Here is a 14,011-nt window from a genome sequence, read left to right as displayed (position 1 = left end):
CCGAACGAGTTGATCCGCGACACCGCGCCGAGGTCGATCAGCTTGAGCTGCTCCTCGGTGAGCATGATGTTCTCCGGCTTGAGGTCGTTGTAGACCAGGCCGATCGAATGCAGGTAGCTCATCGCGGGCAGGATTTCCAGGATGTAGGCGATCGCCTCGGCGACCGGCAGCTTCTCCGTCTTCCCGTTCTTGCGGCTGCGCTTGAGCGACTGGCCGCCGATGTACTCCATGACGATGTAGCCGACCGGGTCGCCGTGCTTATCGTTGTGCTCGACGAAGTTGAAGATCTGCACGATCGACGGGTGCACGACCTCGGCCAGGAACTGTCGCTCGGCCATGGCGATGGCCTGTGCCTCCGCGTCGCCGGAATGCACCAGGCCCTTGAGCACCACCGGGCGGTCGTTGACGTTGTGGTCCACCGCCAGGTAGACCCAGCCCAGCCCGCCGTGCGCGATGCAACCTTTCACCTCGTACTGCCCGGCCACGATATCGCCCGGATTCAGTTGCGGCACAAAGGAGTACGGGCTACCACAGTACGGGCACCAACCCTCCTTGGGTCCTTCCCCGCCCTTGCCTTCCGAACCGGACCGGCCGACCGGACGGCCACAGTTCCAGCAGAACCGCTTGCTTTCCGGGACGACGGGGTTCTTCATCAACGCCTTGAGCGGGTCGATGTCGGGCACCCGCGGGATCTCCACCAACCCGCCGCCGAGTTGCCGGATCGCCGGCACCGACCGCGTCGTCCCGGCGATCCGGTCCTGCGGCTGGGTGTCTATGGAGCCCAGCGAAAAGGCGATGTCGTCGCTGTCGAGATCGTCATCGTCGTCGAAATCCGGCCGGAACAGCGCCTGGGTGGCTTGCGGGCGGCCGGTCGTCGCGGTCGCGCCGGTCTGCGCATCTTCCTGCTGGGGGGCCGGTTCGGTGCCCTCCAGCTCATCCTGCTGGTCCTGGGATGCCTGCTTGCTCATCAGTCCACGTACTTCGGCTGGGGCGGCAGCGGGGCGGGACCCAGGTCGGTCAACCACTTGCGGTACAACGTGTTCCAGGTGCCGTCACCGCGGATGCGCTCGAGGGTGCCGTTGACGAACCGGACCAGGCCGGTGTTGTCCAGGTTGATCCCGATGCCGTACGGCTGGGTGGCCATGTTCGGCCCGACGATGTGCAGGTAGGGGTCTTCGCCGACCAGACCTGCCAGGATCGAGTCGTCGGTGGACACCGCGTCGATCTGGCGTTGCTGCATCGCCACCAGGCAGTCGGCCCAGTTCACCACCGAGACGATCACCGGGGGCGGCGCGATCTCGCGGATCCGGCGCAGCGAGGTGGTGCCGCGGGCCACGCAGACCCGCTTGCCGGACAGGTCGGCCACCTTGGCGATCGGCGAGTCCCGCGGCGCCAGGATGCGCTGGCTGGCGTCGAGGTACACGGTGGAGAAGTTGACCAGCTTGCGCCGCTCGCACGTGATGGTCATGGTCTTGACGACGATGTCGACCTGCGAGCGTTGCAACGCGGTGATGCGTTCGTCGGCCGACAGGATCCGGTACTCGACGTGGTTGGGGCTGCCGAAGATGTCGCGCGCCACCTCGCCGGCGATGTCGACGTCGAAACCGGTGATGTCGCCGCTGATCGGGTCGCGGAAGCTGAACAGATTGCTGCCGATGTCCAGGCCGACGATCAGCCGGCCGCGGGCACGGATGCCGGCCACCGCGGCGTCGGCGTCGGCGCGGTTGGGAAATGGCCGCAAGCTGGCGGTGGGGTTGCAGTCCTGGCTGGTGCTGTCCGGCGGCAGCGGAGCCTCCATCGGCAGCTCCTGCATGCCCACCGGCGTCGGCAGCGGCAGGGTCGGCGCCGCGTCGACCTTCAGTGGTTCGGAGTGACCGCAACCGGCCAGGCCGACCGTGAGCGCAACCAGCCCGGCAACTCGTCGGATCCGGCCCCGGCGCCTCATCACCGATACTCTTTCAGCCGCGGCCACAGCCCCAGCGCGACCGCGACGGCGGCGCTCAGGCTGAGCACCACCGCGCCGATCTGCGCCCCGGCCAGTCCCCGGTAGGCATTGAGCACGTCGGTGCGCAAATGATTACGACTCTGCTCGATGGCCTTGGTGAGTGCCTCGTCGAGCTTGTCGAAGGCGGGGGTCGAGTCGTCCTCGCCCTTGCCCAACGCCACCTGGGTGGCGGCCCGGTAATTGCCTACCGCGATGTAGGCGTTGATCCGGTCGTTGGCCTGCTGCCAGCGCACCAGCAGTTGATCGGCACCCTGCAGATCGGGCTTGTCGACGGCGTCGTTGCGGGCCATGTACGCGTCGAGCTGGTGATGCATGGCGTCGATGCGCTGGTAGAAGGCCTGTTTGCGGACCTCCTCGTCACCGCGGCGGATCAGCGACAACGTCTCGTCGGCCCGTGCCTGCTGGGCGGTGATCGCCAGGTTGGTCACCGTCTTGAGCGACTCGGCGGCAGTGTCCTTCGCGCTACGACTCGCCGTCGTGGAAATGGCCAACGCGGTCCCCACCCACACCACCATGACGAGAATACCGAGCGCGCCGACGACCAGGCCCGGGTTTACCCGCCGCCGGGTGCGCCGCGCCAGCCAGCGATGGGAGAACGCGCCGAACACCACGGTGGTGGCCACGACCAGGATGACCGGGGCCGGGATCTGCGTCGAGGCGGTGGTCTCGCTGTCCACCCGGTTCGAGGTCGCCTGGTAGAGCCGCTGCGCGTCGGGGAGGATCCGTGACTGCATCAGCCCGGACGCCTCCGACAGGTACGACGAGCCGACCGGGTTGCCGGCCCGGTTGTTGGTGCGGGCGATCTCGATGAGCCCGGTATAGACGGCCAGTTCGGCGTTGAGCCGGCCGAGCAGCTGCACCAGCGATTGGTCGGTCAGACCGCTCGAGGCCCGGGTCACCGCGACCGCGGCGTCGGTGATGGCCTGCTCGTACCGCAACCGCACAGCCCGCGGTTCGGTCTGCCCGATGAACGCCGTGGCCGCCGCCGCGTCGGCCACCGACAGCGTGGTGTACAGCCGGCCGGCCGCGAACGACAGCGGCTCGGTGTGCTCGAGCACCGTGGTCAGCACCTGCTGGCGGTGGTTGATCGTGGTGGAAGTCGCGAACGCGCTGGCCACCCCCAGGGCGGCCAACACGATGCCGATGGTCAGGATGCGGCCGGGGGTGGTGGACACGAACCACCAGCGGGGATGTGCGGGTTCGGCGGGGGAGCGCGATCCCAGTGGCTCGGTCGACGGATGCGCCAGCTCAACCGTCACTTCTGCTCAGCCCTCATCTTTCGGCCATCTCACCAACCCGTATGCGTCGAGTTTATGAGCATCTCGGCGAGGATGTGGGGAGGCGGCACGAATTGCCGCCTGCCTATCCTGAATCGGTGCGGGGCGACGGTGACGGATGGGTGATATCCGAGGGTGGCAGGCACTACTGGGGCAGATTCGGTGCGGCCGGGCTGCTGCTGCGGGCGCCCCGGCACGACGGCGCCCCCGCGGTGCTGCTGCAACATCGCGCGGTATGGAGTCATCAGGGCGGGACCTGGGGGTTGCCCGGCGGTGCCCTGGACAGTCACGAGACCCCGGAGCAGGCGGCGCTGCGTGAGGCGTACGAGGAGGCGGGTCTGGACACGCGGCGGGTGATTGTGCGTACAACGCGGATCACGGCTGAGCCACTCGATACCGAGTGGACCTACACGACCGTGGTCGCCGACGCCGAGGAAATGCTGGAGACCGTGGCCAACCACGAAACCGCGGAGATGCGCTGGGTCGGCGAGGACGAGGTTGCCAGCCTGCCGCTACACCCGGGGTTCGCCGCCAGCTGGCAATATCTGCGCGGCGTCCTGGCTACGCTGCCGCTGCAAGCGCCGAGCTGAGCGCTTGCGCTGCGGCTGTCGGATCCTCGGCGGCGGTGATGGCGCGCACCACCACGATCCGGCGTGCCCCGGCCTCGAGCACCTCAGGCAACCGCTGCACGTCGACGCCTCCGATGGCGAACCAGGGCTTGTCGGTAGCCAGCGCGGCGGCGAAACGCACCAGGTCCAGACCCGGCGCCGATCGGCCCGGCTTGGTCGGTGTGGGCCAGCAGGGACCGACGCAGAAGTAGTCGGCCGGCCCGGCCGCGGCCGCTTCGGCTTCGGCGGCTGAGTGGCTGGACAGCCCGAGCAGCGGGTCCGGCCCGGCAATCTCGCGGGCGATAGGCAGGGGCAGGTCGCGTTGGCCCAGGTGCAGCACGTCGGCACCGGCGGCGCGGGCGATGTCGGCGCGGTCGTTGACGGCGAACAGGGCACCGTGCCGGTGGGCAGCCTCGGCGAGGATCTCGCAGGCGGCCAGCTCGTCGAGCGCTTCCAGCGGACCGAATCGCTGCTCACCGGGCGACCCCTTGTCCCGCAACTGGATGATGTCCACCCCGCCGGCCAGCGCTGCGTCGGCGAACTCGGCGAGGTCGCCGCGCTCGCGCCGGGCGTCGGTGCACAGGTACAACCGTGCTGTCGCGAGTCGGGGCTGATGCACACCGCGACGTTAGCGCGCTAGCGTGGACACGGAGAACACACGGGAGTCCCGGGTTACCGGCGGGGCTGAGAGTGGGCACAGCCGATATGGACCTGCCCTTACCGTCACACCTGATCCGGGTCATGCCGGCGAAGGGAGCAGGAATGTCGGACGCGCTCGCGGTGGTGGGCGGCGGGATCATCGGGTTGTCGGTGGCGCGCCGGGCCGCTCAGGCCGGGCTCTCGGTCACCGTGCACCGCCGCGACGACGGCGGCGCCTCCTGGGTGGCCGGCGGCATGTTGGCCCCGCACAGCGAAGGCTGGCCCGGTGAGGAGCGGCTGCTGCGGTTGGGCTTGGAGTCGCTGCGGCTGTGGCGCGACGGCGGGTTTCTGGACGGTCTGGAACCGCAGCTGGTGACCGCCCGCGAGTCTCTGGTGGTGGCGGTCGACCGGGCCGACGTCGCTGATCTGCGGACGGTGGCGGACTGGTTGTCGCAGCAGGGTCACCCGGTGGTCTGGGAGTCGGCCGCCCGGGAGGTGGAACCGCAGCTGGCGCAGGGCATCCGGCACGGCTTCCGGGCGCCGACCGAGCTGGCGGTGGACAACCGCGCGGTGCTCGACGCCCTGGCCCGGGACTGTACGCGGCTCGGAATTCACTGGGCGGGACCGGTCACCGACCTGGCCGGCGCAGCCGGCGAAACGGTGGTGATCGCCAACGGCATCGACGCTCCCGGATTGTGGCCCGGGTTGCCGGTGCGGCCGGTCAAGGGCGAGGTGCTGCGGTTGCGCTGGCGCAAGGGATGTATGCCGTTGCCGGAGCGGGTGATTCGGGCCCGGGTGCACGGCAGGCAGGTGTACCTGGTGCCGCGCCCGGACGGCGTCGTCGTCGGCGCCACCCAGTACGAGCACGGCCGCGACACCGCCCCGGTGGTCTCGGGGGTGCGTGACCTGCTCGACGACGCGTGCGCGGTGTTGCCGGCGCTGGGCGAATACGAGTTGGCCGAGTGCGCGGCCGGCCTGCGGCCGATGACGCCGGACAACCTGCCCATTGTGCGACGACTGGACGAGCGGACCCTGGTCGCCACCGGCCACGGCCGGTCCGGGTTCCTGTTAGCCCCGTGGACAGCCGAACATATTGTGTCACAACTGATTCCGGTGGGAGCGCACTGATGATCGTGATGGTCAACGAACGACAGGTCGAGGTCGGTGAGCAGACCACCGTGGCCGCGCTGCTGAGCTCGATGGGTTTCCCGGACCGAGGGGTGGCGGTGGCGCTGGATTCTTCGTTGCTGCCGCGGTCCAATTGGGCGACAACGTTGTCCGATGGTGCGCGTATCGAGGTGGTGACGGCGGTGCAGGGTGGTTGACAAGCTGACGATCGCGGACCGCAGTTTCTCCTCGCGGCTCATCATGGGCACCGGGGGAGCGGGCAACCTCGCAGTGCTGGAGGAGGCGCTCACCGCTTCGGGCACCGAGCTGACCACCGTCGCGATCCGCCGGGTGGACGCCGAGGGCGGCACCGGCCTGCTCGACCTGCTCAACCGGCTGGGCATCACACCGCTGCCGAACACGGCCGGGTGTCGCAGCGCCGCCGAGGCGGTGCTCACCGCGCAGCTCGCCCGGGAAGCGCTCAACACCAACTGGGTGAAGCTCGAAGTGATCGCCGACGAGCGCACCCTGCTGCCGGATGCCGTCGAACTGATCCGGGCAGCAGAACAGTTGGTGGACGACGGCTTCGTGGTGCTGCCCTACACCAACGACGATCCGGCGCTGGCCCGACGCCTGGAAGACACCGGATGCGCGGCGGTGATGCCGCTGGGTTCGCCGATCGGCACCGGGCTGGGCATCACCAACCCGCACAACATCGAGATGATCGTCGCCCGCGCCGGTGTCCCGGTGGTGCTGGACGCGGGGATCGGCACGGCCAGCGATGCGGCCCTGGCGATGGAATTGGGTTGTGCCGCGGTCCTGTTGGCCACCGCGGTCACCCGCGCGGCCGATCCGCCGATGATGGCCGCGGCCATGGCGGCCGCCGTCAATGCGGGTTATCTGGCCCGGCGGGCCGGTCGCATCCCGAAGCGCTTCTGGGCTCAGGCGTCCAGCCCCACCCGATGAAACGATATGTGGCACTGGGCAGTTCGATGGCCGCCGGCCCTGGGATACGGCCGCGCGCGGCGGGTGCGCCGTGGCGAGCGGGACGATCGGCGCGCAACTACGCGCACCTGCTCGCCGCACAAGCCGGCCTGGATCTGACCGACGTCACCTTCTCCGGCGCCACCACGGCGCACGTGCTGTCTGAACGTCAATACGGCGCACCGCCACAAGTGACCGCACTGGACGGGTCCGAGACATTGGTGACGGTGACCATCGGCGGCAACGACGTCGGCTATGTCCCGGCGCTGATGGCGGCGTCGCTGCCGTCAGTGGTGCGGCACCTGCCGCTGCTGGGCGGACGCATCGCGGGTCTGCTGGATCGGCAGACGCGCGATCGCGCCCTGTCCGAGGTGTTCGATTCGCTTTGCGCAGTGGGACATTCGTTGCGCGAGCGCGCGCCGCGGGCGCAGATCTTCTTTGTCGACTACCTGACGGTGCTGCCACCGGCAGGTGTGCCCGCGCCACCGCTGTCCGGCGAACATGTGGAACTGGGCCGGCATCTGGCCACTACCCTGGAAAAGCTGACGGCCGAAGCCGCCGCGGTGACGGACTGTGCCGTGGTGCCGGCCGCGGCGGCCAGCCGCGATCATCACGCGTGGTCCCAGCAGCCCTGGACTACCAAACCCGGTGTGCCGCTACCCGGTCGGCCCGCACCGCTGCACCCGAACGGTGCCGGGATGCGGGCCGTCGCAGAACTTATCCGGAAAGCGTTGTAAGGCAACGAAAACGGTCAGCCGTTGGTGTGCCACCACTTGTACAGCGACGCGGTGTCGGTGTTGGACGCGCGGATGAAGCTCAGCACGTTCTTGGCGTCGGTGGTCCAGATGACCTCGGCCTGACCCTGATACGTGCCGCACGCCACCTGGCCGGAGGGTGTGGTGGAGCTGCCCTGGGTCCAGGTGGTGGGTGACTTGGCGTCCCCGCAGTTGGCCAGGGTGTCGTCCTTGATGCTGGCGGTGAACGCACTGCCCAGGTCGGTGGAGTTGCTGAACAGCATGTACTTGGCGACGACGGGTCCACCCTCGAGCGAGTTCTGGCCGCACTCCATGACGGCGACCATGCCGCTGGACGGGTCCGCCTGGTGACAGTTGCTGGTGGAGTAGCCTTTCGACAGCAGGCTGACGAGCGTTTCGTTGGGATCGGCATTCGCTGTCGCCATGCCCGCATAGCTGACAGTGCCAACCAGCGCCGCGGCGGATACGGCCCGCAGCAACTGTGTGAGGTGAGACATTTGTTGACTCCTTTTATTTGGTGGGACCGATGGTGCGCCTGTGCCGGTACCGGGGAGTGTATTTGTGCGGCACCGCAGAAAACAGACTTTTCCGAAAGGAATCCACGGCTCGGGTGACCGGACATCCTGCCCGGCGGCGATACATTCTGTGGGGCACTGTCTGATTGGGTGCCAATGACGGTGCGTCGGTCCTCGGGGTAGCACTGAAATACGTTGTGGCGCAGTGTTTGTCGCAAGTTCTGAAAATTGCGCAAGGGCGGGCTGCCGGGGCGCGATCGCGGCTGCCGAGTTTGTGGTGCCAGCGTGCCAAGTCTCCGGTATGGTAAGCCTCGCTTCCCGCCAGCTAACTTCTCTCGATCTGGAGAATCATGACGCAACCTCCCGGTTACCCGCCGCAGCAGCCGCCCGCCGGGCAGGCGCCGAACAACAACCTGGTGTTGGCCATCTTGGCGACGATCTTCTGCTTCCCGCCCACCGGGATCGTCGCGATCGTCAAGGCCAGTCAGGTCTCGGGTCTCTGGGCGCAGGGTCAGTACGCCGAGGCGCAAGCCTCCGCCGACTCGGCCAAGAAGTGGGTGAAGTGGTCGGTCATTGCCTGGGTGATCTCGGCCGTCCTCTATGCGGTCCTCGCATTCGTGCTTGCGTCGAACGCTCCGGATACGACCACCTCGATGGCCGCAATCCTGTTCTGAGGCCGAGCACTGGCTGATCCTGTGGACACCCGCCGAGCTGTCCGGCCGTTGCGGCTGGGTCGTCCGCTGCTGGTGGCTGCGGCAGCAACAGCGGTGTGTACCGGCATCTGGCTGGCTGACCCCACCACGCCGGGCGGCCCGCTGCCGACCTGTCCCACCAAAGCGCTACTGGGGATCGACTGCCCGGGGTGTGGCAGCATGCGGATGCTGTACAGCCTGCTGCACGGGAACGTGTGGGCGGCGGCCAGATTCAACGCCGTCGCCCTGATCGCAGTGGTACTCCTGGTGTGGGCCTACGCCGCCTGGACGTACGGCCACGTGGTCGGTCGGCGGATCAAGAGTTGGCAGCACACCCGGTGGGCGGCGCTGGTGACGCTGGGGGTGTGGGTGGTCTGGTTCGTGGTGCGCAACATCCCGGTCGCGCCGTTGCGGGGACTGGCCGTCTAGTCTGGGCGCGATGGTGCACAAATCGAAGTCGCTTGCCGCGGCCCTTGCCGTGCTGGCGACGGTCGCTTTCCTCGTCACGGGTTGCGGACGGTGCGCCACGGAGTCGCAGCCCGCAGGCGGCAGCCCGGCCGCGACCGACTTCGCCACCGCAATGCGCAACAAGGTGTCCACCGACGGGATGCTGGCGCACCTGTCCAAACTGCAGGACATCGCCAACGCCAACAACGGCACCCGCGCGGTGGGCACCCCCGGCTACGACGCCAGCGTCGACTACGTCGTAGAAACGTTGCGCAACAGCGGGTTTGACGTACAGACCCCCGAATTCTCGGCGCGGGTGTTCCACGCCGAGAAGGGTTCGGTCGCCGTCGGGGACCTGACCGCCGACGCCCGCGCCCTGGAGTACAGCCGCAGCACCCCGCCCGAGGGTGTGACGGGCCCGCTGCTGTTCGCGCCCGACGGCGAGAGTCCGGGTTGCACGCCGGACGACTACGACAAGCTGCCGGTGCAGGGCGCGGTGGTGGTGGTCAACCGCGGTTCCTGCCAGTTCGCCCAGAAAGAGGACGCCGCCGCACAACGCGGTGCCGTGGCCCTGATCGTCATCGACAACGTCGACGAGCAGGCCATGGGCGGCACGCTCGGCGCGACCACCGACGTGAAGATTCCGGTGGTCAGTGTCACCAAATCCGTCGGCTTCCAGTTGCGCGCCAAGTCCGGGCTGGCGACCATCAAACTTTCGGCGACCACGCAGAACTTCAAGGCCCGCAACGTCATCGCGCAGACCAAGACGGGTTCGCCGACCGACGTCGTGATGGCCGGTGCGCATCTGGACAGCGTGCCGGAGGGGCCGGGCATCAACGACAACGGTTCCGGCGTCGCCGCGATCCTGGAAACCGCGGTGCAACTGGGGAATTCGCCGCAGGTGCACAACGCGGTCCGGTTCGCCTTCTGGGGCGCCGAAGAACTCGGGCTGATCGGCTCGCGCAACTACGTCGAGTCACTGGACATCGACGGGCTGAAGAACATTGCGCTGTACCTTAACTTCGACATGCTGGCGTCGCCCAACCCCGGTTACTTCACCTACGACGGTGACCAGTCGCTGCCGATGGATGCCCGCGGCCAGCCGGTGGTGCCGGAGGGTTCGGCCGGCATCGAGCGCACGTTGGTCGCTTACCTGAAACTGTCCGGAAAGGCCGCCCGGGACACCTCGTTCGACGGTCGCTCCGACTACGACGGGTTCACCCTGGCCGGCGTCCCGTCGGGCGGCCTGTTCTCCGGAGCGGAAGCCAAGATGTCCGAGGAGGAGGCCAAGCTGTGGGGCGGGGCGGCCGACCAGCCGTTCGACCCCAACTACCACCAGAAGGGCGACACCCTCGAACACATCGACCGAACCTCGCTGGGGATCCAGGGCGGCGGCGTCGCCTATGCAGTAGGCCTGTACGCGCAGGATCTCGGCGGCCGCAACGGGGTTCCGAGCATGGGAGATCGCACCCGTCACGTGCTCGCCAGGCCATGACCGGCCGGATCGCCGCCCTGCTGTTGACGTTGCTGCTCGCGGCATGCGCGGGTACGCCGTCCTCGCATGACCCGGCCCAGCCGGTTGCCGCACCGGACCCGGCGCGTGCGCTGGCGTCGAAGGTCACCGCAGCCGCGATGTTCGCCCATCTGCGGGCGCTGCAGGACATCGCCGACGCCAACAAGGGGAGTCGGGCCGCGGGCACACCCGGCTACGACGCCAGTGTCGAGTATGTGGCTAGAACACTGCGCGCCAAGGGATTCGAAGTAGCGACACCCCAGTTCGAGCGGCTGCGCAACACCTCGCAGGGCAAGCCGGCGCTCACCGTCGCCGGTCGCAGCTTCCCCGTCGACCAGGCTTCGCTACTGGTGCGGACGCCGGCCGGCGGCCTGAGCGGACCGGTGGTGCGACCCGCCGCAGCCGCCGGTTGTGCCGCGACCGACTATCCGGACGCGCTGCCCAAGGGCGCGATCGCAGTGGTCGACGACACCCGCTGTTCGGTGGTGGACAAGCAGAACAGCGCCGTGGCCAGGGGTGCGGCCGCGCTGATCGTGATCCAGCCCAGCGGCCAGGGGGCATCGCCCACACTGTTCAACCCCGGCTACTACAACCAGCTGACCGTCCCGGTCGCGGTGGTGGGCACCAACGGTGCCGCCGCACTGACCCGCGGCGCCGGACCGGTGCGGCTGGTGCTGGACGCCGCGAACGTCAAGATCACCTCGCGAAACGTGTTGGCGCAGACCAGGACCGGCGCGGTCAACGAGGTGGTGATGGTAGGCACCCATCTGGACAGCCCGGCGGACAGTCCGGGCCTGAACAATGCCGGGACCGGGGTGGCCGCGGTGTTGGAGACGGCGCTGCAGCTGGGTCCCCTGCCGCCGGTGACCAACGCGGTGCGCTTCGCGTTCTGGGGAGCCGAGGAGAACGGCACCAACGGCTCGATGGACTACGTCTTCGGCCTCGACAACGAGGCGCTGAACAACATTGCACTGTATTTGAACTTCGACATGCTCGGTTCGCCTAACGCGGGGTTCTTCACCGACGACGGTGACCAGTCGGGACCGGCCGGTCCGGATGTGCCGTCGGCCGACGTGCCGCAGGGATCGGCCGGAATCGAACGGACGCTGGCCGGATACCTGAACCTGGCCGGGAAGCGGCCGGCCGACATGCCGCTGAACACCCGCACCGACTATCACCCGTTTCTCGTCGCGGGCGTCCCGGTGGGTGGCATGAACACCGGCGCTTCGCAAGTGAAAACCGCTGTGCAGGCGCGACTCTGGGGTGGTCAGCCGGGCGTGGCATTCGACCCCGGCTACCAGAGTGCACGCGACAACCTCGAAGCCGTGAACCGGGAAGCGTTGGCGGTCATGGGGTCTGGGGTGGCATTCGCGGTGGGCACCTATGCCGACTCGGTCACCGGTGTCAACGGCGTTACCCCCCATGACAAACGTCACCGCACCCGGGTGTCTTAGCGCAACGCTGGTCACGACGTGAGCCGGGAAGTAGAGTGTGCGCTGACGTCGGCAAACTGCGGCGGCATCGTGATTGGTGTAGGAGGGTCCCATGACGGAGCAACCGCCCCACTATCCGCCGCCACCGCCCGGTGGATACGGATATCCGCCGCCGGCACCGAATCCGTACGGTGGCTATCCGCAACCCGTCGGCACCAACGGGTTGGCGATCGCCTCGCTGGTGTGTTCGCTGGTGGGGTGGATCTGCGGCATCGGCCCGATCGTGGGCCTGGTATTGGGCATCATCGCGCTGAATCAGATCAAGAAGACCGGGCAGGATGGCCGCGGCATGGCGCTGGCCGGCGTGATCATCAGCGGGATCTCGATCGTCATGATCGTGCTCTGGTTCATCTTCGTCGCCATCATGGCGGCCACCAGCAGTAGCCACGACACCGTCTCGATGATGCTGACTGCCGTTGACCCGCAGGTGTTTTCGCGAGCTGCGCTAGTCTGACGCGTTCCGGTGACCTGAACGACGCCGGTTAGAATGGGTGTCGTTGGGTCCGGCCGGGTCGGGACGGGGTTGATTCGATGAGCTTTCGGGCAGTGACGGCATGCCTCGGCGCCGTGCTGATAGTGGCGGGATGTTCGACCATGGTCGAGGGCCGGGCGGTCTCCATCCTGAACGATCCTTTCCGGGTGGGTGGCCTGCCGGCGACCAACGGCAAGAGTGGCGTGAAAGCGAACGCGCCCGCCGCGACGGGCACCGTCGTCAACACCGACAACGGACCGATCGACAGACTGTCCTTGCTCTCCATCAACGACATCGAAGAGTTCTGGCAGGCGAACTACAAAGCACCGCTGAAGGGTTCCTACAAGCCAGTCGACAAGTTCGTGTCCTACAACTCCAAGGACCGCAACAGCCCACGGGTCTGCCGCAGCCAGACCTACGACAACGTCAACGCGTTCTTCACGTCGCGCTGCAACCTGATCGCCTGGGACCGCGGGGTCTTCATGCCGACCGCGCAGCAGTACTTCGGTGACATGTCGGTCAACGGCGTGCTCGCCCACGAGTTCGGGCACGCCCTGCAGGCGATGGCCAAGCTGGTCAACCGGAAAGACCCGACCATCGTCTACGAGCAGCAGGCGGACTGTTTCGCCGGGGTGTACCTGTACTACGTGGCCGAGGGTAAGTCGCCGCGCTTCACCCTGAGCACCGGCGACGGACTCGACCATGTGCTGGCCGGGATCATCACCACCCGGGACCCGGTGATGGACGCCGACGAATCCAACGAAGACGAGCACGGATCGGCACTGGACCGGGTGAGCGCCTTTCAGATGGGCTTCGTTACCGGGACGTCGGCGTGCGCGACGATCACCAAAGCCGAGATCGAGCGGCGCCGCGGCGACCTGCCCACGACGCTGCGGGTCGACACCAGCGGATCGACGGAGACCGGTGAGGTCCAGATCAACGAAGACACCCTGAACACCTTGATGGAATTGATGGGCAAGATCTTCGCCCCGAAGAACCCGCCCAAGCTGTCACTGAAGGAAGCCGGTTGCGCCGACGCCAAGCCCAGCCCGCCGGCGTCGTACTGCCCGGCCACCAACACCATCGCCGTCGACCTGCCTGCCCTGGCCACGATGGGCAAGGTCGCCGGCGAGAACGAACACAGCCTGCCCCAGGGCGACGACACCGCGTTGTCGATCGTGATGTCGAGGTACGCGCTGGCGGTCCAGCACGAGCGCAACCTGCCGATGCAGAGTCCGTGGACCGCGCTGCGCACGGCCTGCCTCACCGGCGTCGCGCACCGCAAAATGTCCGACAACATCGAGTTGCCGTCGGGTAACTCGCTGGTCTTGACCGCCGGTGACCTCGACGAAGCGGTGGCCGGACTGCTCACCAACCATATGGTCGCCAGTGACGCCGACGGTGTCAGCGTGCCCGCCGGATTCACCCGGATCGCCGCATTCCGCTCCGGCGTCGGCGGCGAGATGGCCGGATGTTATACCCGTTACCCGGGGTAGAGTTTCGT

At 67.9% G+C, this 14,011-nt stretch carries 15 protein-coding genes and 1 pseudogene; 11 read left to right on the top strand and 5 right to left on the bottom strand.

Features of this window, described 5'->3' with window-relative positions; all coding sequences use genetic code 11:
• The 3 genes from AC5Y6Y_RS21155 to glnX all read right to left on the bottom strand — a co-directional run.
• Window positions 1-968: serine/threonine protein kinase (locus AC5Y6Y_RS21155; RefSeq protein ID WP_499930206.1), on the bottom strand; the 968-nt coding region annotated here is incomplete at its 3' end.
• Complete coding sequence (locus AC5Y6Y_RS21150) at window positions 968-1,945, bottom strand: glutamate ABC transporter substrate-binding protein (RefSeq protein WP_463825557.1); 978 nt, start codon at window positions 1,943-1,945, stop codon at window positions 968-970. The genes AC5Y6Y_RS21150 and AC5Y6Y_RS21155, both read right to left, overlap by 1 nt.
• Window positions 1,945-3,264, bottom strand: a complete 1,320-nt coding sequence (glnX, locus tag AC5Y6Y_RS21145) for a protein kinase G-activating protein GlnX (protein WP_463825558.1) — start codon at window positions 3,262-3,264, stop codon at window positions 1,945-1,947. Before glnX ends, AC5Y6Y_RS21150 begins: the two co-directional genes overlap by 1 nt.
• A gap of 116 nt (window positions 3,265-3,380) precedes the next feature.
• On the opposite strand from glnX, the pseudogene AC5Y6Y_RS21140 reads away from it, so the two are divergent.
• A pseudogene (locus AC5Y6Y_RS21140) lies at window positions 3,381-3,857 on the top strand (NUDIX hydrolase); the annotation flags it as partial.
• On the opposite strand, the gene thiE reads toward AC5Y6Y_RS21140, so the two are convergent.
• Window positions 3,844-4,509: a thiamine phosphate synthase gene (thiE, locus tag AC5Y6Y_RS21135; RefSeq protein ID WP_473139451.1), complete on the bottom strand. Its 666-nt coding sequence runs from the start codon at window positions 4,507-4,509 to the stop codon at window positions 3,844-3,846. The pseudogene AC5Y6Y_RS21140 and the gene thiE sit on opposite strands and share 14 nt — an antisense overlap.
• A gap of 143 nt (window positions 4,510-4,652) precedes the next feature.
• Between thiE and thiO the strand changes: the two genes are divergently transcribed.
• Genes thiO through AC5Y6Y_RS21115 form a run of 4 tightly spaced genes read left to right on the top strand, consistent with a single transcriptional unit; the run spans window position 4,653 to window position 7,357 of the window.
• On the top strand, window positions 4,653-5,657 hold the full coding sequence (thiO, locus tag AC5Y6Y_RS21130; protein WP_463825561.1) for a glycine oxidase ThiO: 1,005 nt from the start codon (window positions 4,653-4,655) through the stop codon (window positions 5,655-5,657).
• A complete protein-coding gene (gene thiS / locus AC5Y6Y_RS21125) occupies window positions 5,657-5,854 on the top strand; it encodes a sulfur carrier protein ThiS (protein ID WP_463825562.1) in 198 nt (65 codons plus the stop codon). The genes thiO and thiS overlap by 1 nt, the downstream gene beginning before the upstream one ends.
• A gap of 43 nt (window positions 5,855-5,897) precedes the next feature.
• Entirely contained in the window at window positions 5,898-6,602 is a 705-nt protein-coding gene (locus AC5Y6Y_RS21120; RefSeq protein WP_463825965.1) for a thiazole synthase, read from the top strand.
• Window positions 6,599-7,357 (top strand): SGNH/GDSL hydrolase family protein, encoded by a 759-nt coding sequence (locus AC5Y6Y_RS21115; protein WP_473139450.1) that lies wholly within the window; start codon window positions 6,599-6,601, stop codon window positions 7,355-7,357. Before AC5Y6Y_RS21120 ends, AC5Y6Y_RS21115 begins: the two co-directional genes overlap by 4 nt.
• Window positions 7,358-7,371: 14 nt before the next feature.
• On the opposite strand, the gene AC5Y6Y_RS21110 is transcribed toward AC5Y6Y_RS21115, so the two are convergent.
• Window positions 7,372-7,872 carry a serine/threonine protein kinase gene (locus AC5Y6Y_RS21110; protein ID WP_463825564.1) on the bottom strand — a complete coding sequence of 167 codons (501 nt, stop codon included), beginning with the start codon at window positions 7,870-7,872 and terminating at the stop codon, window positions 7,372-7,374.
• A 368-nt stretch (window positions 7,873-8,240) separates the two neighbouring features.
• On the opposite strand from AC5Y6Y_RS21110, the gene AC5Y6Y_RS21105 reads away from it, so the two are divergent.
• The 6 genes from AC5Y6Y_RS21105 to AC5Y6Y_RS21080 all read left to right on the top strand — a co-directional run bounded on the left by AC5Y6Y_RS21105 (window position 8,241) and on the right by AC5Y6Y_RS21080 (window position 14,003).
• A complete protein-coding gene (locus AC5Y6Y_RS21105; RefSeq protein WP_463825565.1) occupies window positions 8,241-8,564 on the top strand; it encodes a CD225/dispanin family protein in 324 nt (107 codons plus the stop codon).
• A gap of 21 nt (window positions 8,565-8,585) precedes the next feature.
• A complete protein-coding gene (locus AC5Y6Y_RS21100; protein ID WP_473139449.1) occupies window positions 8,586-9,011 on the top strand; it encodes a DUF2752 domain-containing protein in 426 nt (141 codons plus the stop codon).
• Window positions 9,012-9,021: 10 nt separating this feature from the next.
• Complete coding sequence (locus tag AC5Y6Y_RS21095; protein WP_463825567.1) at window positions 9,022-10,524, top strand: M28 family metallopeptidase; 1,503 nt, start codon at window positions 9,022-9,024, stop codon at window positions 10,522-10,524.
• Complete coding sequence (locus AC5Y6Y_RS21090) at window positions 10,521-11,996, top strand: M28 family peptidase (RefSeq protein ID WP_473139448.1); 1,476 nt, start codon at window positions 10,521-10,523, stop codon at window positions 11,994-11,996. The genes AC5Y6Y_RS21095 and AC5Y6Y_RS21090 overlap by 4 nt, the downstream gene beginning before the upstream one ends.
• Before the next feature lie 91 nt (window positions 11,997-12,087).
• Window positions 12,088-12,489 carry a DUF4190 domain-containing protein gene (locus tag AC5Y6Y_RS21085; RefSeq protein ID WP_463825569.1) on the top strand — a complete coding sequence of 134 codons (402 nt, stop codon included), beginning with the start codon at window positions 12,088-12,090 and terminating at the stop codon, window positions 12,487-12,489.
• Window positions 12,490-12,566: 77 nt separating this feature from the next.
• The gene (locus AC5Y6Y_RS21080; RefSeq protein ID WP_473139447.1) at window positions 12,567-14,003 is read left to right on the top strand and encodes a neutral zinc metallopeptidase; all 1,437 of its coding nucleotides are present in this window, start codon (window positions 12,567-12,569) and stop codon (window positions 14,001-14,003) included.
• Window positions 14,004-14,011: the final 8 nt, after the last annotated feature.

The organism is Mycobacterium sp. NGS24 (genome assembly GCF_059813065.1).
This window is presented reverse-complemented; position numbering and strand designations above follow the sequence as displayed.

Coding starts and splice junctions, on each gene's coding strand:
- AC5Y6Y_RS21150 (WP_463825557.1), bottom strand. CDS start 1,945: ATGAGGCGCCGGGGCCGGATCCGACGAGTTGCCGGGCTGGTTGCGCTC.
- thiO (WP_463825561.1), top strand. CDS start 4,653: ATGTCGGACGCGCTCGCGGTGGTGGGCGGCGGGATCATCGGGTTGTCG.
- thiS (WP_463825562.1), top strand. CDS start 5,657: ATGATCGTGATGGTCAACGAACGACAGGTCGAGGTCGGTGAGCAGACC.
- AC5Y6Y_RS21120 (WP_463825965.1), top strand. CDS start 5,898: ATGGGCACCGGGGGAGCGGGCAACCTCGCAGTGCTGGAGGAGGCGCTC.
- AC5Y6Y_RS21115 (WP_473139450.1), top strand. CDS start 6,599: ATGAAACGATATGTGGCACTGGGCAGTTCGATGGCCGCCGGCCCTGGG.
- AC5Y6Y_RS21110 (WP_463825564.1), bottom strand. CDS start 7,872: ATGTCTCACCTCACACAGTTGCTGCGGGCCGTATCCGCCGCGGCGCTG.
- AC5Y6Y_RS21105 (WP_463825565.1), top strand. CDS start 8,241: ATGACGCAACCTCCCGGTTACCCGCCGCAGCAGCCGCCCGCCGGGCAG.
- AC5Y6Y_RS21095 (WP_463825567.1), top strand. CDS start 9,022: ATGGTGCACAAATCGAAGTCGCTTGCCGCGGCCCTTGCCGTGCTGGCG.
- AC5Y6Y_RS21090 (WP_473139448.1), top strand. CDS start 10,521: ATGACCGGCCGGATCGCCGCCCTGCTGTTGACGTTGCTGCTCGCGGCA.
- AC5Y6Y_RS21085 (WP_463825569.1), top strand. CDS start 12,088: ATGACGGAGCAACCGCCCCACTATCCGCCGCCACCGCCCGGTGGATAC.
- AC5Y6Y_RS21080 (WP_473139447.1), top strand. CDS start 12,567: ATGAGCTTTCGGGCAGTGACGGCATGCCTCGGCGCCGTGCTGATAGTG.